The sequence below is a fragment of the Rufibacter roseus genome (assembly GCF_001647285.1).
Taxonomy (GTDB): domain Bacteria; phylum Bacteroidota; class Bacteroidia; order Cytophagales; family Hymenobacteraceae; genus Nibribacter; species Nibribacter roseus.
The window spans coordinates 20373-43590 of sequence record NZ_LRML01000005.1 but is presented as its reverse complement, the minus strand read 5'-3'; the positions used below and the strand labels follow the sequence as shown (position 1 = coordinate 43590).

Here is a 23218-nt window from a genome sequence, read left to right as displayed (position 1 = left end):
TTGCCTGTAGGACTGCATGAACCGGACCTTTCTTATCATCCTGAAAGGATCTTGGTTGCGCACGGTAGCAACGTTCCTGCAACGCTAACCAAGTTCGCCCACAAGGTTCTATCAGAATGACATAAGGGAGAAGTCCCAGCTTTTGAAATTAGCCAGACTGCTTAATGCCAACAAAGAATTGTGTGCTTATGCGAATTGAGGAGGCTGCCAGATGCTGCCGGTAAAGGCATCTGGTACGCGTTGTTGGGTGAGCGGGGTGAATTGCTGTGGCTCCATGGCCTCTTTTATTCTGAAAGGAGGTTGCAGCAGCGGCATGGCTACAAAATAGTCATAGGCGGAGTTGCCCATCTGCTTGAGTGGGAGCCGGTCGTGGTTCTCAGAAGGAGTGTTTTCCACGCCTTGGTAGTGCATGTGCAGGAACTCCGCAAAGCTCAGCTGTCCGTTCAAGGCTACGTGCGTCTGGTAATGCTGCAGCAAATCTGTGATTTTAGAAAGCTCATGCAGATCAGAGTTGGGCAGCAAAGAGCCCAAGAACAGATAAACCGCAAAAAAGATAACTCTGACTTTCAAGATAAGGGAGGTTTTGCGGCAAAGATAAGAATTTAATGAGGGAATGAACGAAAATGGGAAAGGTAGAAAATTCTGCTCCAGTAGTACCGCCTGCTCAAAATACATCACAGTGTCTGGGCCCCTAGCCTTTGCTAAGGCAGCAACGCCAATCAGGAAATTGGCTGTCTGGCAGTGCGTAGAGCGCTGGTGCTAACGTTAAGCACAAGAACATCAACCGCATTTTATCCATATCAAAGACCTATAAACCAGTGCGCCCCACCGGAATAGATCTGGTGCGCACTGGTTTACCAAAGAAAGTGATTACGCGGTGGCTTTATTCACTGCTACTTTAGCTGCTTTGGTGGCTTCGTTTTTTGCTTTGCGCGGACGGCTGTTGCCGAACGACCCTTTGCTGATTTTACCTCTTCTGCTTTTTGAATCTCCTTTTCCCATAGTGGTACTGATTAATTTGTAAGTGAAACATCAATTGACGAATTATCTTTTCCGAGAAGGAAGGAGAGAAAGTTACAAGGTTTGCGGAATAAGCGCAAATTTCTGAGTGTTTTCAGCCTGATTTTCAGAAACCAGCCCCAAAACGCAAACTGCTTTTACCTTTCCTAATCCGGCTGCGTATTTCTACCTTTGCGGTTTGGCCTCGCGCTGTGGTAAACACTGGGCAAAACAGAATTTTTCTGCTGCGGTTGTTGTTCTAGAGAGGCTACAATTCATTATGATAGAAGATACTTTTCAAGATACCGAACTAGACGCATTAGACGCCCGCGAGCATATCATCATCAAACGGGCCCGCGTCCATAATTTAAAGAACCTGAGCGTGGCGCTGCCGCGCAATAAGTTCATAGTAGTGACCGGCCTTTCCGGCTCCGGAAAATCATCATTGGCTTTTGATACGCTCTATGCCGAGGGGCAGCGCATGTACGTAGAGAGCTTAAGCTCCTACGCCCGCCAGTTCCTGGGCCGGATGGACAAGCCTGATGTAGACTACATCCGCGGCATCAGTCCGGCCATTGCCATTGAGCAGAAGGTAAGTATTAGAAACAACCGCTCTACCGTAGGCACCAGCACCGAAATTTATGATTACCTGAAGCTGCTGTACGCGCGCATTGGCAAGACCATTTCGCCGGTGTCGGGGCAGGAGGTGAAGAAAGACACAGTGAGCAGCGTGGTAGATTACCTCATGAGTCTAGAAGACGGCACTCGCCTGATGATTCTGGCGCCTCTGCAGCAAACCAAAGACCGCAAATTGAGCAAAGAACTGGACCTGCTGCTGCAGAAAGGCTACTCAAGGGTAATTCTTAACGGCGAGCCTTTCTTTATTGAGGAACTCATTGCCGAGGGTAAACCAGAGCCCAAGGGCGAAGTATTTATTTTGATTGACCGCGCCGCCGTCAGAAAAGACGAAGAAGCGGAAAACCTGCAGATGCGCCTGGCAGACTCAGTGCAGACCGCTTTCTATGAGGGCCACGACGAATGCCAGGTACAGATTGGTGAGGAGCGGCATATCTTCTCTAACCGCTTTGAGTTGGACGGTATTGTGTTTGAGGAGCCCAGCGTGAACTTCTTCAGTTTCAACAACCCCTACGGCGCTTGCCAAACCTGTGAGGGTTGGGGCAGCGTGCTGGGTATTGACCCTGATTTGGTTATTCCGGACAAAAGCCTGACGGTGTACGAGGGAGCCATAGCACCGTGGCGCACCGAGAAGCAGAACGAGTGGCTGCAGCCTTTAATCAAGAACGGCATCCGGTTTGACTTCCCTATTCACCGGCCCTACAACGAACTCACAGAGGAGCAGCAGGAACTGCTCTGGACGGGTAACAAATACTTCGGAGGATTGAACGACTTCTTTAAGCACGTACAGGCTCAAACGCATAAGATTCAGTACCGCGTGTTGTTGAGCCGCTACCGCGGTCGCACCACCTGCCCCGACTGCAAAGGCAGCAGGCTGCGCAAAGATGCCAGCTACGTGAAAGTGGGCGAGAAAAGCATCACTGACTTGGTACTCATGCCTGTAACAAAGGCGCTGGAGTTCTTTGAGAATCTACAGCTGAACGCGCATGACCAGGCCGTAGCTGAGCGTCTGGTAAAGGAAATCACCAACCGCCTGAGCTATCTGGTGCGCGTTGGTTTAGGTTACCTGACGCTGAACCGCCTCTCTAACACTCTTTCTGGCGGCGAAAGCCAACGCATCAACTTGGCTACTTCCTTAGGTAGTGCACTGGTTGGTTCCATGTACATTCTGGATGAGCCCAGCATTGGCCTGCACCCCAAAGACGCCGACCAACTCATTGGCGTGCTGCGCTCTCTGCAGCAGATGGGTAACACCGTGATTGTGGTGGAGCACGAAGAGGGCATGATGGAAGTGGCTGACCAGGTGCTGGACATCGGCCCTGAAGCAGGGTCTGGTGGTGGAAACCTGCAATTTCAAGGCACTTTTAATGAATTACTGAAGAGTGACACCTACACCGGTCGTTATTTAAGTGGCCGCATGGAGGTGCCGGTACCTGCGCAGCGCAGACCGTGGCGGAACTGCGTGGAAGTACACGGTGCCCGCGAGAACAACCTGAAAAACGTGAGCGTGAAAGTTCCGCTGAACGTGATGACGGTAGTAACAGGTGTGAGTGGTTCAGGAAAGTCTACACTGATTAAGAAGATTCTGGCTCCGTCGCTCATCAAAGCCTTGGGCGGACACGCCGATGCCACTGGTAAGTTTGACCGCCTCTCCGGCGACATCAATAAAGTGGCGCACGTGGAGTTCGTAGACCAGAATCCAATCGGGAAATCGTCTCGCTCTAACCCAGTGACCTACGTGAAAGCCTATGACGCCATCCGGACGCTCTACGCTGATCAAGCATTGGCGAAAGCCCGCGGTTTTAAACCATCGCACTTCTCGTTCAACATAGAGGGCGGTCGCTGCGAAGTTTGCCAGGGCGAGGGGCAGGTGAAGATTGAGATGCAGTTCATGGCTGATATCTACCTGACCTGTGAGGCTTGCGGTGGTCAGAAATTCAAACAAGACATTCTGGACGTGCAGTACAAAGAGCGAAACATCTCTGAAGTGCTGGACATGACCATAGATGACAGCTTGATCTTCTTCAAAGATCAGCCCAAGATTCTGGAGAAGCTGAAGCCGTTGCAAGATGTGGGTCTCGGTTACATCCGCTTGGGCCAAAGTAGCAACACCTTATCTGGTGGTGAGGCGCAGCGCGTGAAACTGGCGTCGTTCCTGACTAAAGGCGCCACGCCGCACAACGACAATATCCTGTTCATTTTTGACGAACCCAGCACCGGCCTCCACTTCCATGACATCAGCAAGCTCCTGAAAGCCCTGAACGCGCTGGTAGAAAACGGCAACTCCGTGCTGGTGATTGAGCACAACATGGACATCGTGAAATGCGCTGACTGGATCATTGACCTCGGTCCAGAAGGCGGTACTAACGGTGGACACCTGCTCTTTGAAGGCACACCGGAGAACCTGGTGAAGTTGGAGGATAACCATACCGCCAAATATCTGAAGCCGAAGTTGTAACAAGTAAAGCTGCATGAAATAGGAATAATTGGTCGTCTCCCTTTGAAGGGGGGAGGGGGATGATTACTCGTGTAGATCAAGCATTCCTGAGTATTATTCTTTTTCGCTTTTCAAGCGTGCTTTTTGTTATTCAAACGTCCTTGTTATCCCCCTACCCCCTTCAAAGGGATACAATCTCGAGTGGCGGCATAATTTAAAGCAAGCTGGATTTGGCTTGTTTGCTGAAAAGTAGGCCGAAAACAGAAAGTGTTGTTGACAAGCCCTGTGAGTTCAAAGCTCACAGGGCTTTTTGTTTCCACTGCCATTTCAGTACCTTGTGTTATGCTAAAGTCTAAGCTTCTACTGCTCATTTTTCTGCTCTTCGTTATTTCAGCAGTTTTTCTATACAAGAAACACTTCACTGCTGCCCATGCAGAACCGGCAGCAGCCATGGATCTTGAAAGCACTGCCAAACTGCAGAATGGTGACCTTATCTTCCACACCTCTACCTCCGCCCAAAGCAAAGCCATTCAGTTAGCCACAAAATCTAAGTACAGCCACTGCGGCATCATCTACCAAAACGGTGGTGACTACTTTGTATTTGAGGCGGTGCAGCCGGTATCGGTCACTCCCTTGGCCAAATGGATTGCTCGGGGTAAGGGCGGCCATTTTGTGGTAAAGCGCCTGAAGAATGCCCATGGGGTGCTCACGCCAGCCGTATTGTCCAAGATGAAGGCTGTGGGCGAGGGATTTAAAGGCAAAGACTATGACTTAACCTTTGAATGGTCAGACGACAAGATTTACTGTTCGGAGCTTATCTGGAAAGTCTATCAGCGCGCCACTGGCTTAGAGATTGGCAAGTTGGAACAACTCAAAGACTTTGACCTAAACGCTGGACCGGTGCAGCAGAAAATGAAAGAGCGGTACGGCAGCAACATTCCATACCAGGAGCAGGTAATTTCACCTGCCAGTGTGTTTGCCTCTGATTTACTGGTGACAGTTATGGAGAAGTAACGGCTTTAGTCTTGCAAAGACTTAAAACTGAAATCACTAACTTAGCGGCCACTGAACGTATTGGTTAAGTTTTTACCCAACGCGTTTTAGGCCTGTTTTTCAGAAAAGAACCTAAAAACGCAGCTACTTTAAAGGTGGCCGTTTTATTTGATAAACCTAGATACTATGAGAAAGAACATTGTTGCCGGCAACTGGAAGATGAACAAAACCTACCAAGACGCTCTGGCGCTGGTAAGCGAGATTGACAACATGGTGAAAGACGAGGTCACCGCAGATAATGTAGAGGTAATTGTGACGCCGCCATTTCCGTTTTTACAGCCAGTTGGTAAGTTAGTACAAGGCAACCCGCGCCTGCATTTGGCCGCGCAAGATGTGAGCGCCCACGAAAGCGGCGCCTACACCGGTGAGGTATCTGCCGCCATGCTCAAGTCAGTGGGTGTGGAGTACGTGCTGGTAGGTCACTCTGAGCGCCGTCAGTATCACCAGGAAGACGCTGATTTACTCGTAAAGAAAATGAAGGCGGCCTTGGGGCAGGGAATAAAACCTATTTTCTGCTGCGGTGAGCCTTTGGAAGTACGCGAGGCCGAAGACCATTTTAAATATGTGAATGAGCAGCTGCGCGACACCGTGGCGCATTTAAGCAACGAGGAGTTTGACCAGATTGTGATCGCCTATGAGCCTATCTGGGCCATTGGCACCGGCCGTACCGCCAGCAGCCAACAGGCGCAGGAAATGCACGCCAGCATCAGGGAAGAACTTTCCAGAATATTTGACGCTGAGGCAGCCTATAACAAAACGATCTTGTACGGCGGCAGCGCTAACCCAGGCAACGCTAAAGAATTGTTCTCGCAGCCAGACGTAGACGGCGGCCTCATTGGTGGAGCCTCCTTAAAATCGAGAGACTTCACTGATATCATAAAGGCCTTTTAATGCGTCGCGAGTTCTGAGTCGCGAGTCTTGAGTCGGAAAAAATTAATAGTTAAAGAAGCGTTTTGGGCATGTTTTCATAAAACAGGTCTAAAACGCTTTTTTACATTCAGTAGGTAAGACTAACATCATTTCTGCTGGATTTTATCGTTAAAGGACAACCCAAATTCTGTTGCCTTCATTCAAACCTGAAAATCCTGCTTCTGTTTTTAGAAAATAAAGCAGATACACACTTCTTCCGTCGTAACTTCGTTAAAATAAACTAGACCAGCCAGTAACCTTAAAAGAATGGCTGCAATTTTTTTCCATCATGAACTACATTGAAGTAACCGTTACTGCCTCTCCTGATTATTCAGACATTCTCATTGCCGAACTGGGTGAGCTGGGGTATGATATTTTCCAGGAAACCGAAAATGGTTTTCAGGCCTACATCACCGAAGACCTTTTTGCGGAAGAGGCGGTGCAGGAACTACTGGAGCGGTACAGCTTTGCTGGCAGTTTCCCTTATGAAGTAAAAGCCATTGCCAAACAGAACTGGAACGAAGAGTGGGAGAAAAACTTTGAGCCACTGCTTATTTCAGAGAAGGTATCAGTACGGGCAGATTTTCACCCAAAACCAGAGGGCGTAGAATATGACATCATTATTACCCCTAAAATGTCTTTTGGTACCGGACATCATGAGACAACCACGCTCATGATAGAAAACCAATTGACGCTCAACCACGTAGGCAAGCGGGTGTTGGACATGGGGTGCGGAACCGGAATTCTGGCTATCATGGCTAAACAACTTGGTGCTGAGAATGTTTTGGCAGTTGATATTGAGGACTGGACGGTGGAAAATGCAAAAGAAAATGCCGAATACAATGGTTGCACCACCTTAGAAGTTCGCTTAGGCGATGCTTCAGTTTTAGAAGGAGAAGCCCCTTTTGACCTGATTCTGGCCAACATCAACCGCAATGTTCTTTTAGCAGACATGCCCGTGTACAGCCAACTTCTTCTCCCCAACTGTCCCTTAGTTTTAAGCGGCTTTTACACCGAGGATCTTCCAATGCTGCAGGAAAAAGCAGCGGAGCAGGGGCTTACTTATGAGTCAATGCGAACCAAAAACAATTGGGTTTCAGCCATTTTTAGGAAAAACGGCCATTAATTGGTATCTTATCTTCTTATGAGGAAGCTTACTTTATTCTTAATATTTTCACTTATTACCGTCATAGGTTTTGCTCAAAACAACAGCATCAGTGCTGATAATCCACAGCAATTCCTGACGGATGTGAAGACCATGTTTACAGCAACTCAAAATGAGGTTGCTGCAAAAGTGGGCTCTAGTTGGGAAACGGCCTGGAACAGCGGTAGAATCAGCTCGTCTCAGCAAAAAAAGATTATGGAGCTAACCCAGGAAATGCTGAAGAAGCGTTTGAGGGCTCGTCCGCATTTTGAAGATTTCTTTGGTGCCTTGGGTAGCAGCGTGAACGTACATCAGTTTACTGGTGACAAGTTAGACCAGTTGCTAAAAGTTACAGAGCAAACACTGCAGAAACACGATTATAAAGTATATGAACGCTACCTGAACAGCGCTCATCAATTCTTAAGTACCAAAGCTCTTTTTCAGGGTAAATCAAATGGTTTGAAAGCCGTTGGCGGTAGTTTCACTTTTGAATACAGAGATGCCACCGCAGACGCTGCCCCTGGTGCCAGCTGGGACAATGCACCTAAACCTGTAAAAGCCCCTGCGGCGGCCCCTGCACAAAACAAAGTAGAGGAAGAGGATCCGTGGGGAGACTGGGATAAGCCAAAAAAGAAAACGCCTGCCAAGTCAACTAAAGGAAAAACCGCTGCTGCGCCTAAAAAGGCTGAGCCTGAACCCGCTGTGCAAGAACCCGCCCCGCAAGAAGAACCTGTTTTCTATGAAGAGCCGCTTCCTCAGTTAAGTGGTCCGGTAGTGGTGCTGCAGAATGCTAATCTGTTATTTACTTCTTCTTATGACTCTATCACCATTAAAGGTGTAAGTGGAGCCATGAGTTTAGAAGGGGGCAAGTACGCCGGTAAAGGCGGTAAAATTACCTGGAGCCACATGGGCGTTCAGGCTACCGCTGAATTAGGTAATCTGGTGTTTGACCGCGATAAACCAAGTTTTAAGGCTGAAAACGTACTTTTAAAACACCCAACCTTGTTAGAGAATGACATAAGGGGAGACTTTGAGTACAGGCTGAGTCAGCCAAAGGCGAACGGTGATAGAGATTTCCCTAAATTTATTTCACGTACCAGCAACGCCAAAATCAAAAAGTTTGGGGCTGGTCTCAAATATGTTGGCGGGCTTTCCATAGCCGGTCAGGCACTCATGAGCGCGGCTTTAGATGGTAGCCCTTCCACTATTGTGGTATCAGAGGGAGGGGAGCCCAAGTTTAGAGCATCGGCGCGAGCATTTACAATTACAGACAGTTTGATCAAAGCACCAGAGGCAAGTATTGCCTTGTACCAAGGGAAAGACTCTATTGCTCACCCCGGCGTGAATTTCAACTTTAACAGAGAAACCAGCCGGCTGGTGCTCTCCTATTCAGATGGAGTCTTCAGGCCTACACCTTATTTTGACTCTTACCATCAGGTAGAACTGTTAGCCGATGCCGCCATTTGGAACCTGAAAGAGTCTCAAATTAATTTTACCATCCTGTCGGCCAAAAGTCAGGTGCCGGCTCAGGTAAATTCTAGAGAATATTATACTGAAGGATTATTTAATCAAATTAGATCTATCTCTAATTTTCATCCGCTGTATTTAGCGGTAGGGTACGGGCAGCAGCAGGGAACCAGAGAATATTACTTGGCAGATATGGTCCGCGATACCAAAATGGACAAAGAGGTATTGCATAACACCCTCACTAGCCTGGCAAGGGGTAACTTCTTGGGGTATAACCCTGCCACTGGGCATGTGCAGCTGCGAGAGAAGGCCATTCATTTTGTAGAAGCGTCAAGAGGCCGGCGAGACTATGATTTTATTCACCTGAACGCTCTGTCTCCTAGCGGCCGTAATGCCACTATAGATCTTGAAACTGGTGATTTGGTTGTTCGGGGAGTTAAGAAGTTTACGTTCACGAAAGATTCTACCGTTACTGCTGAGCCAGATAGCCAGATTGTAAGAATTAAGAAAAACCGAAATATTCTATTTAATGGCCGGGTAAAATCAGCTGATTTTACCTTCAAAGGGAAGGAATTCCTGTTTGACTATGACGGATTTTTTATTGATCTGGCTAAAATTGACTCCACCATATTAACTACTAAAACCAAAGACAAAAGCGGCAATCTAAAGTCTACCCCTTATACTCTGGTTAGCCGTAGCGGGAAGGGTGTTGCAAAACTATACCTGAATCGGCCAGACAATAAGTCGGGTCAGAAGAAGTATGGTGGTTACCCCGCATTAGATGCCATTTCCGGAGCAACGGTTTACTTCAATAAACCTGAAATTCTTGGAGGAGTGTATGATACTACGGTATTCTTCAGTATTCCACCGTTTAAGGTAGACAGTATGAGTAACGGGGGCGAAAGTGTGATTGGGCTTTCTGGCACCTTCCATTCCGGTGGTATTTTCCCGCCCATTGAAACAAAGCTCTCAGTTCAACCAGATGGAGCTTTAGGATTTCAATATTTTGTTCCGAAGGGTATAGAAGTGTACGGTGGCAAGGGCAAGTTCTCTGATACGCTTACCCTTGATACCAAAGGTCTGCGGGGGAATGGGACGCTTTCTTACCAAACGGCCACAATGCAATCTCCAAGCTTTGTGTTCTTCAAAGATTCAGCCATAACAGATTCGGGTGTTAAAGGTAGTTTTACTGCCGGTTCTGTACAGCAAGGGTCTTACCCAAGCGGGACCTTCAAAGGGTATACCATGGAGTGGTGGCCTTACAGAGATACACTTCAAATTGAAACCAAAGGCCAGGAGCTCATGAGTATGTTTAGCAACCGGTTTACCTACAAAGGAATGCTTGGTTTCACGCCGTCGGCACTTTTTGGAGATGGCGTGATAGAGAATAAAGATGTTGCCATTAAGTCGCCTTTGTTTACGTTCAAAAAAGGGTTAATTCACGGCAACCGGGCTAGTATGGAAATCAGTTCTTCTGATAAGACTAAGCCAGCCCTGACTACTTTTGATGTTTTCCTGGATTTCTTCTTAGATGAAGGGTATGCCAAATATGCCCCAGAACGTAAAGGTTTTGCCAGCACCGTGTTTCCGCTTGCGCAGTATAAATCTTCTTTAGGCGGCGGCCACTGGAGTTTCAAAGAGAAAAAGCTAACCCTTAGTTCAGGTGAAGCCGGTGACAATGAATCGTACTTCTATTCTATGAAGACCGGTATGGACTCGTTGCGGTTTAAAGCTTCAAATGCCGTGTACGACCTCAGTAATTACACCTTAGTAGCTACCGGGGTGCCTTACATTCCAGTAGGTGACAGTTACATTATTCCTGACAGTAATAGAGTGCATATTTTGGAAGACGCAAAGCTGAAAACTTTCCAGAATGCAGCCCTGGCCATGGACTCGGTACAGAAGTACCATCAGATGGTGCGCGGTGAACTACACCTGGACAATGCCTTTGGTATTACCGGTAACGCTGTGTATAAATTCACTAACTCCGCTTCCAATAGCTATGATATTAAGTTTAATAATTTTGCCTGGAACGCACCAGAGTTAAGCAAGAAAGAAGAGCGAAAAGGAGAAATGGCTACTCCTCATTTTTTGGCTACTGCCCAGGTAGCTGAGGAAGATACTGTATTCATTTTACCAAATGTGAGGTATTATGGTACCGTAAGCTTGGCGTCAAACAAGCAGTATATGAACTTTGACGGATTTGCAAAGCTGCAATTCAGCAGCAATGAAAGTTCTGATTGGTTCCCTTTCAAACGTGATGAGCTAAATCCTGAAGACGTTCGGCTTGAGATCAGAAAGGCTGCGCTGGCAGACGGGACGCCGCTGAAAACCGGAATCCATATTAATGCCAGCGATGGTAGAATTTACAACACCTTTGTGTCTAAAAAACAGTATGACGATGACCTTGACGTGTTTGAGGTAGAAGGACTTCTTTCTTTTGACAAAGAGACGAAACAATACAAACTGGGCGACGAGAATCGGGCTTTCGGCAGTTCTTACACAGGTAATGTGTTGCATTACAACAACGCCACGAAGGAAGTTAAGTATGAAGGAGCTTTTAATCTGATTCAACCTGCAAAAGGGTTTAAGCTGCAAGTGTCTGGCAATGGTTCAGGCCGAACCGATAGCAGTCTTTACGCCTTAGATACTTTCATGGCTTTTGACTTTGATGTGCCTTCGCAAGCCATAGAGAACATGGCGAAGAATCTAGTCAAGAACGTGCAGGGCGCTCCAGAGGGAGTAGACTTGAACAGTGCTTCTTTGCCTTATAAATTGGCCGCTTTCATTGGCGATAAGGGAGTAGAAGACTTTAAAGCGAAAACAGCCAATGGCTACGTTCCTTTCTCAAAGATTTCGTCTAAACTGGTTCGTTCCCTTGTGCTGAACAATGTACAGCTGAAATGGTCACCGGTGACTAATGCCTGGTACAGTGTAGGCCCTTTAAGTATTGCTGGTATTGATAAGACCGATGTGAACGCTAAAATAAATGGGTACATTGAGATAAAACGTGGTGCCAGTGGCGATGTGGTTTCAGTGTACCTGGAGCCAAATCCGTACGGGTGGTACTACCTCAACTTCTACGAAGGAGGCTTGGGTCTGGTAGCTTCTGATGGAGAATTCAACAGCGTTATCTCCAAAAAATCAAACGGCAAATCTCCGGGGTCTTACAGTTTCTATCCATTAGAACAGATAGATAAAATGGAGTTTGTAAACTACTTCCGTAAGAATTACTTAGGCAAAGGACCTGCCGAGGCGCCACCGCAGCCAACGTATGATACTTTTGCAAGCGCAGATGAAGAAGAAGCTAGCGGGAAAAAGGCAAAGAAAGACAAAAAGAAAAAAGGTAAGGACGACGAAAACGGACCCGCTCCGGCGGGCTTTGACATACCGGTAGCAGACGCGCCTGCAGATTCTAAAAAGTCTAAGAAGAAGAACAAGGAAGAGAATACTGACGCTAAACAGGCTGAGACAGGTGATATTCCGGTAGCAGAAGAGGCGGAAACTCCAGCCAAAGAGTCTAAGAAGGAGAGAAAGAAAAAGCAAAAAGAGGCTGAGGCAGAATCAACTCCTGACATTCCGGTGGCTGAACCAGCCAAAGATTCTAAAAAAGATAAAAAGAAAAAGAAGAAAGGCGAGGAAGAAGCCGAAGTGCCGCCACCTGATATTCCTATTGGCAACTAAGGCACTGCAACCGCTAATCTATTATAAGTTAAAACCTTCTGTTTTGAGCCTGTTTTTCCGAAAGGAGGCTTAAAACAGAAGGTTTTTTGTTTTCGGCTTCAGTAGCGTCTTTTAACTAAGGGCAGGCTGAATAACCATACTTTATTCACGAAAGCAGGTATAAATTCTCTACTCCAGTACTTATTTTGGGCAAAAGAAGGCTCTTTTTCTATATTTGAAGAATCAAGTATTTCTGTGGCTGCGTCAAGAGTGGCGGAACAGAAACTTGGGTAAAAGAGAAAGACCAAAATATGGAGTGGTTAATAATTGGAGGCATGTTACTGGCTGCCTATTTGATTGGGGCAGTTCCTACGGCAGTGTGGGTGGGCAAGTCTTATTATGGTATAGATGTTCGGCAGCATGGCAGCGGTAACGCTGGTGCCACCAACACATTTAGAGTGTTGGGCAAAAAGCCAGGCGCCATTGTAATGGCAGTAGATATTTTCAAAGGCTGGGCCGCTACCTCGTTGGCTGGGCTGTTGGTATATTTTGAGGCCATTCCGGAAGAGCAGCTGATCATGTATAAGCTTCTGTTCGGTACCATTGCCGTGATAGGTCATATTTTTCCGGTTTACGTAGGTTTTAAAGGCGGCAAAGGAGTGGCTACCCTCATGGGCATGGTGCTGGCAGTGTACCTGCAGGTAGCACTGGTATGTCTGGGAATCTTTATTGTGGTGCTGTTACTGACAAAGTATGTTTCTTTGAGCTCTATGCTGGCCGCTATCTCTTTCCCTCTTTTGTTATTGCTGCCCGTCTTTAGACAAGATGAGCCCCTGCTAATGGTTTTCGGAATCTTGATTGCCGTAATGGTGGTGCTGACACACCGAAAGAACATAACCCGCCTCTTGCAAGGAGTAGAAAGCAAGATAAGCTTTGGCAAGAAAAGCTGAATACTTCTGTTAGATCTGCTGTGACCAAAGCAGGAACTCAGTCTTGCAGTAGGCCATGGAAAGCTGCATAATTGGCAGAGGATGATCCTGGTGTTCTCCCCCAAAAAGGGTGGGCAAAAATAGTTTGCCGGTTTTTTGTTGTCACCCTGAAAAGATCTTGGTGACGAACGGCAGTAGCGGGCAATAAGTGCTTTTCTAGTTCGCCCACAAGATCTTTTCAAGATGACAAAATGAGGTAGTGTGATTCTACCTTCTTACTTATTAAAATCTCAACACTTATTCAGCATGAAAAACTATATAGAACAACATAAGGATAGGTTTATAAACGAATTACTGGAGTTGCTCCGGATACCGTCGGTAAGTGCTGATGCGGCTTTTAAGGGCGACGTGGTAAAAGCAGCTGAGTATCTTAAAGAAAAGCTTGCCGAAGCCGGTGCCGACAATGCCCAACTGTTTGAGACAGCGGGTAATCCTATTGTGTACGCCGACAAAATTATTGACCCTGCCTTACCTACGGTGTTGGTGTACGGTCACTATGATGTACAACCCGCCGACCCCTATGAGCTGTGGGATTCGCCTCCGTTTGAGCCCGTAATCAAAGACGGAAACATTTACGCCCGTGGCGCCTGTGATGACAAAGGTCAGACCTACATGCACGTAAAAGCCTTTGAAACCATGATGCAGCAAAACTCTTTGCCCTGCAACGTGAAGTTCATGATTGAAGGCGAGGAAGAAGTAGGTTCAGTAAATCTAGCCACCTTTGTGAAGGAGAATAAAGCCCGCTTACAGGCAGACATAATTGTGATATCAGACACGGGTATGCTGGCAAATGATATACCGTCTGTTACCAGTGGCTTGCGTGGGTTGAGCTACCATGAGGTAGAAGTAACCGGACCCAACAGAGACCTGCATTCAGGCTTGTACGGCGGTGCAGTGGCAAACCCAATTAACATTCTGTGCAAGTTGATTGCCTCATTGCATGATGAAAACAACCACATTACTATACCTGGCTTTTATGACAAAGTAGAAGAGCTAAGCCAGGAAGAGCGGGTAGAAATGGCACGAGCCCCTTTTAGCCTTGATGCCTATAAAGCAGCTCTAGATCTGCCAGACGTGCATGGCGAAGCCGGATACAGCACCATGGAGCGAAATTCCATCAGGCCTACCTTAGATGTGAACGGCATTTGGGGCGGTTATACTGGCGAGGGAGCCAAAACTGTGATTCCTTCTAAAGCCTACGCTAAAATTTCTATGCGCCTGGTACCTCACCAAACTTCTGAAGAAATAAGTGAGTTGTTTCAGAAGCACTTTGAATCTATTGCCCCACCAAGTGTAAAGGTAGTGGTTAAGCCTCACCATGGAGGGGAGCCAGTGGTAACACCAACAACTTCGGCGGGTTATCAGGCAGCAGCCAAGGCCATGGAAGATACCTTTGGGAAGAAACCAGTGCCCGTACGCAGTGGCGGCAGCATTCCTATAGTGGCCATGTTTAAATCTGAATTAGGAATAGACACGGTGCTTATGGGCTTTGGGTTAGACTCAGACGCTATTCACTCTCCAAACGAGCATTTTGGGGTATTTAATTTCATGAAAGGTATTGAGACTATTCCGTTGTTCTACAAGCATTTTGCCCAATTGCACGGAAGGTCTTAGACACAAGACTCAAGACATAAGATGTAAGACTCTTTCTTCGATGTTTTGGACAACGGTAAAAAATAAAAATGCCTGCACAGTAATTGTGCAGGCATTTTTATGAAGGGATATGTCTTGCGTCTTACATCTTGTGTCTTAAAGCTATCTGCTAATTGGGAAACCTACTTGTAGCTGAAACACAGAATGACGGGCATTTTTGAAATCTCCGCGGGTAGGGGAATCGTCGGTAAGTTCGGTAAATGCGCCGGTATAACGGAGGCCTAAGCTAATACCGCCTTGGGTGGCAAAACCAATACCAGCCGCATACCCTACTTCAAAATCAGAGTAGCCTTCTTTGCTTTTCTCACTGGTATTTCTTGTTATCAATTCTCCGGTTCTGTTGTTGTACTGTTTGGTTTTATCGTTCACACTAACCAGGTAAGATACTTGCGGACCAGCCTCAAAAAAGATAGGACCCGCTTTTACGCGAGCTAGCACTGGTACATCAATATAGTTAAAGTTGGCTGAGCCCTCATATCTATATTCTTCACCGGCTCCTACTACAGGTGTCTGAACAGTGCTAACTACCTTGTCATCGTACCTGTACCCTTTGTTAGAATACAGTACTTCTGGCTGAATAGAGAAGAAATCACCAACAATGGGAGCATTTAAAAAAATACCGGCATTATAGCCTATCTTGTTGTTAAAACGCTCTTCGTCTTTTAAATCGCCAGAAAGGTTAGAGTAGTTTAGCCCGCCTTTAAGTCCGAAAGTTGCTTGGGCCTGTGTTGTATAAGACACAACCACCGCCGCAAATAGAAAAAGTAATTTTTTCATGGTTCAAAAATTAAGATAAAAGTTCCATTCACTGGAAATACTTACTCAAACACTGTGCCTGTTTTGCTTTAGGATAAGTATACGAGGCTGTTTTATTTTGGACTAGCTCATTAAACACAAATGCTCTGCGTTTGGCAGAGCATTTGTGAAAAACTTGAAGTTACTGCAGAATTGATATTATCTGCCCGGGAACATGTAGCCAATAGTAAGCAGAAATGCTGAATGACGACCATTGGTCAGCTCATCGTTATTTTCTTTAGCTAATGAGTTAATGCTGCCGTTGTAGCGCAAGTTTAAGTTGAAGCCACCTGGAGTTTGCAGTCCTAAACCTGCTCCATAGCCTATTTCAAACTCCGCCATGTTGTCTTTGTTTATTCTGTTAGACTGCTCAAAGCTGCTGTTGCCTATGCGTTCTTCAGATTCATTGGTGATATGCACGAGATAAGATACTTGTGGACCAGCCTCAAAATAAAGTACTCCTGTGTTAACTCTCAAGAACACCGGTAGCTCTACATAATTGAAGATGACGTCTCCCTGGCGGGTTATGTTTTCTGTACCCAGAGTAAAGGCTTGATCACGGTAGGTGTATCCTTTCTGTGTGTATAACAGTTCTGGTTGAATGGAAAGAAAGCCGTCGGCAGCTAAAGGCAGGTTAGCTGTAAGACCTCCTACAAACCCAAGCCTATTCTTATAGATATCTTCGTTTTCTAAATTGCCAGCAAGATTTGAATAAGTAACCCCTGCTTTAAGACCAATGCGTGGTCCGGTTTGTGCTTGAGCAACCGAAAAAGATAAAGCTGCTGCTAATGCTAAAAATAATACATTCTTCTTCATAGTAGTATCGATTAGGTAAGGGAGCCTTGTGTTAGGCGTACAAGGTTAAAATGCTCCTATATACGGTTTGAAGCGAAAAAGTTAGTTGTGACGATCAACTTTGCTTGTTTTCAAAAATTAAAAGTGCGTCCATAAAACAACAAATGCCCCGCACTAGCAGAGCATTTATTGTTTTCATTTAAGGCATAGACTTTATTTTCTAGGAATCATAAATCCTAAAGTTAGCTGGAAAACGGAGTGACGGGCATTGGCCAGTTCATCACCGTCGTTTTTAGCTAAAGAGTTGATGCTGCCGTTGTAGCGCAAGCCAAGGCTAAGTCCATTGCCGGTTTGGTACCCAATACCGGCGGCGTAACCTATTTCTATTTCGGCTAGATTATCTTTGTCTATTTTGGTGGATGTTTCTCTAAACGTGTCTCCATCTACACTTACTTCTGTATTATCCTTAATTCCTAACAGGTAAGAAACCTGGGGACCTCCCTCAAAAAATAAACCACCCGCATTTACACGTAATAAAATAGGCAGATCAAGGTAATTATAGCTTACTTCACCTTTGTTTTTAATGGTTTGGTTCATGGCGTTTTTGTATTCTATGTCCCGATACTTATACCCTTTTTGAGAGAAGAGCAGTTCAGGCTGAATAGACAAGAAGTTGTCACTCGTTAGAGGAAAGTTAGCGGTGATACCCCCCACAAAACCAATTTTGTTTTCATACCTGTCCTCTTTTAAATCGCCAGATAAATTAGAGTAGTTTACACCTGCTTTAAGACCAATACGTGGACCGTTTTGTGCCTGTGCAACCGAAAAGGATAAAGCTGCTGCTAAGAATAATACAATCTTTTTCATAGTGTTACGCATTAAAGTTATTCATGTAGCAAAAAGTGGCTACCATGTAAAATGCTTCTTTATACGCTTTCTGATAAAAAAGTTGGTATTTTACTTGTAGTGGAGTAATGAAAGACTTGTGGCTGTGCAGAATAGGAAAACTACAATTATGTCTCTTTTAAATTTTCTTTTAATACAAACCGCTGACTACTAGTGCACATTCAACAAAAAGGGTGCTAATTTTAGCACCCCTTTTTTGTTGAATGTGGTTAATATTTCTTATCTGCCACCTAATGAGAAGCTCAAAGAAAGTTGGAATACTGAGTTACGAACATCTCCAAAATCTGCATCTTCATTATCTTTGAAGACTTTCGATAATCCGCCATTGTATCTCAGCCCTAGACCAATATTATCACTGATGTTATAACCTAGTCCAGCAGCATATCCAAAATCAACAGTATTAGTGTAATCTTTGAAGTCTACAGACAAATCTCCCATTTCTGCTTCTGATTTAACTAAGAAAGAGATGGTAGGACCAAATTCAAAGAAAAGCTTATCAGCATTGATGCGAGCCATAATCGGAACATCAATATAGTTTAAGTTAAGGCTCATGTCGCTATCTCCATCTCCTTCTCCGGTAGCTCCCTTCATAGAGTATAAAACTTCGGGGCGAATAGAAACCATGTCAGAAACGCCAAAATCAACGAATCCGCCTACATGAAAACCAAATTTGTTTTTGGAGTCTTCAGTGTCATCTCCAGTAATATTGCTTAAGTTTCCACCGGCTTTCAAGCCTAACTTAATACCACCTTGCGCTTGGGCAAAAGATATGGTAAATAGTGCTACAACAAAAAGAAGTAGTTTTTTCATAAATAAAGGGTTTTAAGGGTTAAAAGTTTGAAATATTTCAGTTGCTAATTTTTAATTTTTTTTGGTCTGCTCCTATACCTACTTGTAAGTACTACACATGTCATAAAATATACATGTAAGGTGGCCTAAAAGAAATGCTGCTAAAAGAAAGAAAAGTGAGTAGCCGCAGTTTATAGGAGCTGTCGCTAATGTAACACTCTGCTAGGAATACCCATATAGCACCCTAGCAGAGTGTTTCATAATTATCTCCCAAAAGAGTAGCTTAAAGAGACTTGGAAAACAGAATTACGAACTTCCGCAAGCGATTCACCATCTTCTTCTTCAAAGATGTTTGTTAAACCACCGTTGTATCTCAGGCCTAAGCCAATTTGCTCTGTGAATTGGTACCCGAGTCCGGCAGCATAACCAAAATCAAAACCTCTAGTTGCATCTTTCACATTTATAGAAACATCTCCATCTGATACCTCTGCTTTCACCAAAAAAGAAAATGTAGGGCCAAACTCAAAGAAAAGTTTATCTGCTTTGATACGAGCTAATACAGGAACGTCAATGTAGTTTAGGTTGAAGCTTGCATCATCATTTTCTTCAGATGTCGCGCCCTTTGTTGAGTACAGGAGTTCTGGACGGATTGACACCATTTCAGATATACCGTAATCTGCAAAACCTCCAATATGGAAACCGAATTTATTAGTGATATCGTCAGCATCATCACCGGCCATAGAGGCTATGTTAACACCAGCTTTTAAGCCAAGTTTGATACCATCCTGCGCTTGGGCAAGTGAAACTGTAAACAGAGTTGCAACAAAGAATAATAATTTTTTCATGAAGTAAGTGTTTGAAAAGGGTTGGGTTGAGTGATGATTGGGCTGCGATATAATAAATAATATTGACTACTCCTATATTGGCTGGTGCCATAAAGTTAGTGCTCAGGTGATAGTGACTGTGTTGCTTTCCTTAACACGTATGCAGTAACTGAATCTACTAATTTTTGCCAACTATGTAAGCTAAAGAAAGCTGAAACACTGAGTTTTTAGCTTTGTAGTTGTTGTTTTTGTCTACGTTGGTTATTCCGCCGTTATACCTGGCGCTAACTTCTAGTCCATGGCTTAATTGATAGCCAATCCCTAAGGCATAACCAAAATCAACTTTTCTATAATCGTTGCCTCCGGCGGTTTCTTCATCGTCAGGGGTAGAGTCACCATCAAGTTCTGATTTAGAAGAAATGAAAAAGGAAGCGGTAGGACCAGCCTGTAAGAAAAGATTTCCTACTTTATAATGAGCCAGAACCGGTACGTCAATGTAATGTAGAGTTTCTTTAAAATGATACTCTTTCTCGCCAACTTCAAATTCGTAGCCTTCTGGGTCTGCCATGTACTCTTCCCAATTAACCGTTTCCCAGTTAATGCTTTCCCAGTCTGGGCCCATAAATTTCATACTGGTGCCTTTGAGCGAATACAGCATTTCTGGTCTGATAGAGAGAGACGGTGTAAGGGCATATTCAATAATGGCGCCTGCATGAAAACCGAATTTATATTTTGCTTCTGCGGGTACATCTTCACCAGTAAACCCAGTGTAATTACCGCCGGCTTTAACGCCTAGGGAGAAACCAGTTTGCGCATGCCCACACACACAAGACAAACTAAAGACAGCCAGAAGTAAAAGTTTTTTCATTAAGAGTTATGTGTGCTCAGGTGAATAAAGAGTGATATTGGTAAAAGAATAGCCTATGTTTTTGAACAAGTGAAATTATGATTCTAATGTAAGATAAGTTTTAATAAAACGTTACATAATTATATTGTTTCTGTAATTGTAGACAGCAGGTGTGTTGTTTACCCCTATAAGTCGTTAAAAATATTTTCTACAAAAAGAGGGGCCAGCTTTATTCAAAGCTGGCCCCTCTTACATGATTTTTTTGACTTTAATTTTATCCTGCCCAACCTTCGCGGTCGAGGCTGCGGTACTGAATAGCTTCGGCTAAGTGTTCAATTTTTATTTCTTCAGAGGCGGCCAAGTCGGCTATGGTGCGGCTTACTTTTAAAATGCGGTCGTAGGCACGGGCGGAGAGTCCCAGTTTTTCCATGGCGGCTTTCAATAACAAACGGCCGGCTTCATTAATACGGCAAAGGTCTTTTACCATTTGTGGGGGCATCATGGCATTAGAATGTATCTCTGGAAAGTCTTTGAAGCGGTCAGCCTGCCATTGACGAGCCTTCTCTACCCGCTCGCGTATGTCAGCGCTGGTTTCAGCTCTTCGGGTAGAAGTCATCTGGTCAAAAGACACCGGAGTTACTTCCACATGCAAATCAATCCGGTCTAATAACGGGCCACTTACCTTGTTCAGATACCGCTGTACCACGCCTGGTCCGCACACACAGTCTTTATTGGGGTCATTATAGAATCCGCAGGGGCAAGGGTTCATGCTGGCCACCAGCATGAAGTTAGCCGGAAAATCAATGGTAAGCTTGGCTCTGGAAATAGTTACCCGTCGCTCTTCCAAAGGTTGGCGCATTACTTCCAAAACCGTCCGTTTAAACTCAGGTAATTCATCTAAAAATAAGACGCCGTTATGGGCTAACGAGATTTCACCAGGCTGAGGATTGCCGCCGCCACCTACCAGCGCTACGTCTGAAATAGTGTGGTGCGGTGCCCGGAAGGGACGTTGCGCCATTAAGGAACTGTTAGTGCCCAGTTTGCCCGCTACGGAATGAATCTTGGTTGTTTCAAGGGCTTCATGCAAAGTAAGCGGCGGCAGAATGGAAGGTAGTCGCTTGGCTAACATAGTTTTACCGGCTCCCGGAGGCCCAATCATGATGGCGTTGTGGCCACCGGCTGCGGCGATCTCCAGCGCCCGCTTTATGTTTTCCTGCCCCTGCACATCGGCAAAATCGGCGGTGTATTGGTGTACGGTTGTCTGGAAGATATCGCGGGTGTCAACTTTAAGGGGAGAGATGGAAAGGTTTCCACTCAGGAAATCAACCGCCTCTTTTAAGGTGGACACTCCAATCACCTCCAGGTTATTGACAATGGCTGCCTCCTGGGCATTTTCTTTTGGTAGAATAAAACCTTTATAGCCTTCTTTGCGGGCCTGAATGGCAATGGGGAGCACACCTTTGATGGGTCTTAGCTCTCCGTCTAAAGCCAACTCACCCATCATGATGTACTTGTCAATGTCTTCTGTGGGTAGCTGTTCAGAGCCGGCCAGCAGGCCAATGGCAATAGGCAAGTCATAAGCGGAGCCTTCCTTCTTAACGTCAGCGGGCGCCATGTTGATGACTACATTCTGCCTGGGGAAGCGGTAGTTATATTGTTTTAAAGCCGACTTTATGCGCTGCTCACTTTCTTTAACAGCATTGTCGGGCAGACCAACTAAAAAATACTTTGTGCCGGGGCTAACATTTACTTCAATGGTAATGGTATAGGCATTTACGCCCTGTACCGCGCTGCCAAAGGTTTTAACAAGCATAATATCTTATAATGCAAGGGTGCTTTATCTTGAGTACGCCAACATTAAGCTGCTGCAATTAATTCCAGATGGAAAGGTGCTCTTTGTTTTTAGCTTGATTTTAGAAAAATAAGGCTAAAACAGAACTGCCCTTTGTATAACCAGAACTAAAGTTAGCCCTCATCAAAGAAAATCTGCGACAGTAGGCAACAGATATAAAGGAGTGGACTGATGGTACACAATCCAGCAGACTTGCAGAGCTTTAGAGCGCCTTCCGTGGCTACCATGCATTTGGGGCGGGTATTGCTCCATACCAAGTTCCTAATTTGGCGAAGCTTTAGTAGCCCATGTGCTTTTCTAAGAGCAAAATGAAAATATGAATAACCTTAATGTGGATTTCCTGAATTCTATCGGCGTAGCCGAAGTGTGGCACTCTGACTTCTGCATCGCTTAAAGCTGCGAGTTTACCGCCGTCTTTTCCAGTAAGGCTTACTACTTTCACGCCATTCTTTTTGGCCGCCTCAGCTGCTTTTAAAGCATTGCCTGAGTTGCCGCTGGTGCTAATAGCCAGCAACACATCGCCGGGGCGGGCCATGGCCTCCACATATCTTGAGAAAACCTGATCATACCCATAGTCATTAGACACGCAGCTCATGTGCGTAGGGTCTGAGATGGCAATAGCAGCCATGGCTGGGCGATCATTGCGGTAGCGGCCGGTTAACTCTTCGGCAAAGTGCATGGCGTCACACATAGAACCGCCATTTCCGCAAGAAAGAATTTTGCCTCCGTTCTTCAGGCTGTCTGCCATGAGGTGTACTGCAGCTTCTATGGAAGAAACAGTGGAAGGAAGCGCTAAAAAATTAGAGAGTACCTGTTGTGCTTCTTGCAGCTCAGCTAATATAAGTTCAGTAGTTGGATTCATTAAGGTAATGGTCTTTGATCTGGCCGCGGTGGTAGATCAGATTCGTCAGTTGGGCCAGTGGTAGGTGGTATGGTGCGGTCAGCCGAAGCCCAGAACGTTCCATTCTGCGGGGTAGAATTAACTGGTCTGGTTGGGTCAGGCTGAGGAACAACAGGTGCAGCTACAGAATCTTTCATGCGTTGGTCATACAACTGCGCTTTTAGCTCGGTAATCTGCCGATGTTCGCGCTCTAAACCACGTTTTAGGGTGGCAATATACGCGTTTTCTATCAACAGTTCTGCCAGAAGTAAAATGGCACCAGCCCACAGAAAGCGGTTAAGAAAAGCAGCATCATGAGGCAAATCAAAAAGAGCCACAAACTTGCTCACGCTTAAAATGCGCAGCAAAAACAGAAAGGCAACGATCAAATAAACCATTGCAGTGATGTTGATAACCTTCTTCAGAGTTTCCATAGTGAGAGATCGCGTGAACATTAAATATACTATATATTCTAATGCTTACGCAAAAGCTTTAAAATAGCTGTTCTTAGGGTTGCTGATTGTTTGTTGTTGATTGTTATGATCGGCAAAAGAAGACCCACCTCTTCCAAGGAGAGGAG

General features: G+C 45.4%; 18 protein-coding genes. 7 read left to right on the top strand and 11 right to left on the bottom strand.

Annotated features, from left to right (window positions below):
- Positions 1–186: 186 nt before the first annotated feature.
- A complete protein-coding gene (locus A8O23_RS08625; protein ID WP_153042128.1) occupies positions 187–678 on the bottom strand; it encodes a hypothetical protein in 492 nt (163 codons plus the stop codon).
- 192 nt (positions 679–870) lie between these two features.
- The gene (locus A8O23_RS08620; RefSeq protein WP_066619671.1) at positions 871–1002 is read right to left on the bottom strand and encodes a 30S ribosomal protein THX; all 132 of its coding nucleotides are present in this window, start codon (positions 1000–1002) and stop codon (positions 871–873) included.
- Positions 1003–1279: 277 nt separating this feature from the next.
- On the opposite strand from A8O23_RS08620, the gene uvrA reads away from it, so the two are divergent.
- The 7 genes from uvrA to A8O23_RS08585 all read left to right on the top strand — a co-directional run bounded on the left by uvrA (position 1280) and on the right by A8O23_RS08585 (position 14911).
- The gene (gene uvrA, locus A8O23_RS08615) at positions 1280–4093 is read left to right on the top strand and encodes an excinuclease ABC subunit UvrA (protein ID WP_066619669.1); all 2814 of its coding nucleotides are present in this window, start codon (positions 1280–1282) and stop codon (positions 4091–4093) included.
- 321 nt (positions 4094–4414) lie between these two features.
- On the top strand, positions 4415–5086 hold the full coding sequence (locus tag A8O23_RS08610) for a YiiX family permuted papain-like enzyme (protein WP_066619666.1): 672 nt from the start codon (positions 4415–4417) through the stop codon (positions 5084–5086).
- Between the two features lie 165 nt (positions 5087–5251).
- Positions 5252–6016: a triose-phosphate isomerase gene (gene tpiA, locus A8O23_RS08605; RefSeq protein ID WP_066619663.1), complete on the top strand. Its 765-nt coding sequence runs from the start codon at positions 5252–5254 to the stop codon at positions 6014–6016.
- 307 nt (positions 6017–6323) lie between these two features.
- Entirely contained in the window at positions 6324–7160 is an 837-nt protein-coding gene (gene prmA, locus A8O23_RS08600) for a 50S ribosomal protein L11 methyltransferase (RefSeq protein WP_066619659.1), read from the top strand.
- Between the two features lie 18 nt (positions 7161–7178).
- Positions 7179–12329: a hypothetical protein gene (locus A8O23_RS08595; protein ID WP_066619657.1), complete on the top strand. Its 5151-nt coding sequence runs from the start codon at positions 7179–7181 to the stop codon at positions 12327–12329.
- A 290-nt stretch (positions 12330–12619) separates the two neighbouring features.
- Complete coding sequence (plsY, locus tag A8O23_RS08590) at positions 12620–13258, top strand: glycerol-3-phosphate 1-O-acyltransferase PlsY (RefSeq protein ID WP_066619654.1); 639 nt, start codon at positions 12620–12622, stop codon at positions 13256–13258.
- A gap of 285 nt (positions 13259–13543) precedes the next feature.
- A complete protein-coding gene (locus tag A8O23_RS08585; protein WP_066619652.1) occupies positions 13544–14911 on the top strand; it encodes a dipeptidase in 1368 nt (455 codons plus the stop codon).
- A gap of 141 nt (positions 14912–15052) precedes the next feature.
- Here the strand turns inward: A8O23_RS08585 and A8O23_RS08580 are convergent, their stop codons facing one another.
- From A8O23_RS08580 to A8O23_RS08540, 9 genes are all read right to left on the bottom strand, one after another.
- Complete coding sequence (locus tag A8O23_RS08580) at positions 15053–15727, bottom strand: porin family protein (RefSeq protein WP_066619650.1); 675 nt, start codon at positions 15725–15727, stop codon at positions 15053–15055.
- Between the two features lie 177 nt (positions 15728–15904).
- The gene (locus tag A8O23_RS08575; protein WP_066619649.1) at positions 15905–16561 is read right to left on the bottom strand and encodes a porin family protein; all 657 of its coding nucleotides are present in this window, start codon (positions 16559–16561) and stop codon (positions 15905–15907) included.
- A gap of 192 nt (positions 16562–16753) precedes the next feature.
- Positions 16754–17407 (bottom strand): porin family protein, encoded by a 654-nt coding sequence (locus A8O23_RS08570; protein WP_066620405.1) that lies wholly within the window; start codon positions 17405–17407, stop codon positions 16754–16756.
- Positions 17408–17665: 258 nt separating this feature from the next.
- Positions 17666–18256, bottom strand: a complete 591-nt coding sequence (locus A8O23_RS08565; protein WP_066619646.1) for a porin family protein — start codon at positions 18254–18256, stop codon at positions 17666–17668.
- Between the two features lie 242 nt (positions 18257–18498).
- On the bottom strand, positions 18499–19080 hold the full coding sequence (locus A8O23_RS08560; protein ID WP_066619644.1) for a porin family protein: 582 nt from the start codon (positions 19078–19080) through the stop codon (positions 18499–18501).
- A 157-nt stretch (positions 19081–19237) separates the two neighbouring features.
- Positions 19238–19927, bottom strand: coding sequence for a porin family protein (locus A8O23_RS08555; protein ID WP_066619643.1), 690 nt, complete (start codon positions 19925–19927; stop codon positions 19238–19240).
- A 253-nt stretch (positions 19928–20180) separates the two neighbouring features.
- Positions 20181–21719 (bottom strand): YifB family Mg chelatase-like AAA ATPase, encoded by a 1539-nt coding sequence (locus tag A8O23_RS08550; RefSeq protein ID WP_066619641.1) that lies wholly within the window; start codon positions 21717–21719, stop codon positions 20181–20183.
- A 316-nt stretch (positions 21720–22035) separates the two neighbouring features.
- A complete protein-coding gene (gene lpcA, locus A8O23_RS08545; protein ID WP_066619638.1) occupies positions 22036–22620 on the bottom strand; it encodes a D-sedoheptulose 7-phosphate isomerase in 585 nt (194 codons plus the stop codon).
- Positions 22620–23072, bottom strand: coding sequence for a hypothetical protein (locus A8O23_RS08540; protein ID WP_153042127.1), 453 nt, complete (start codon positions 23070–23072; stop codon positions 22620–22622). Before A8O23_RS08540 ends, lpcA begins: the two co-directional genes overlap by 1 nt.
- Positions 23073–23218 lie beyond the last annotated feature (146 nt).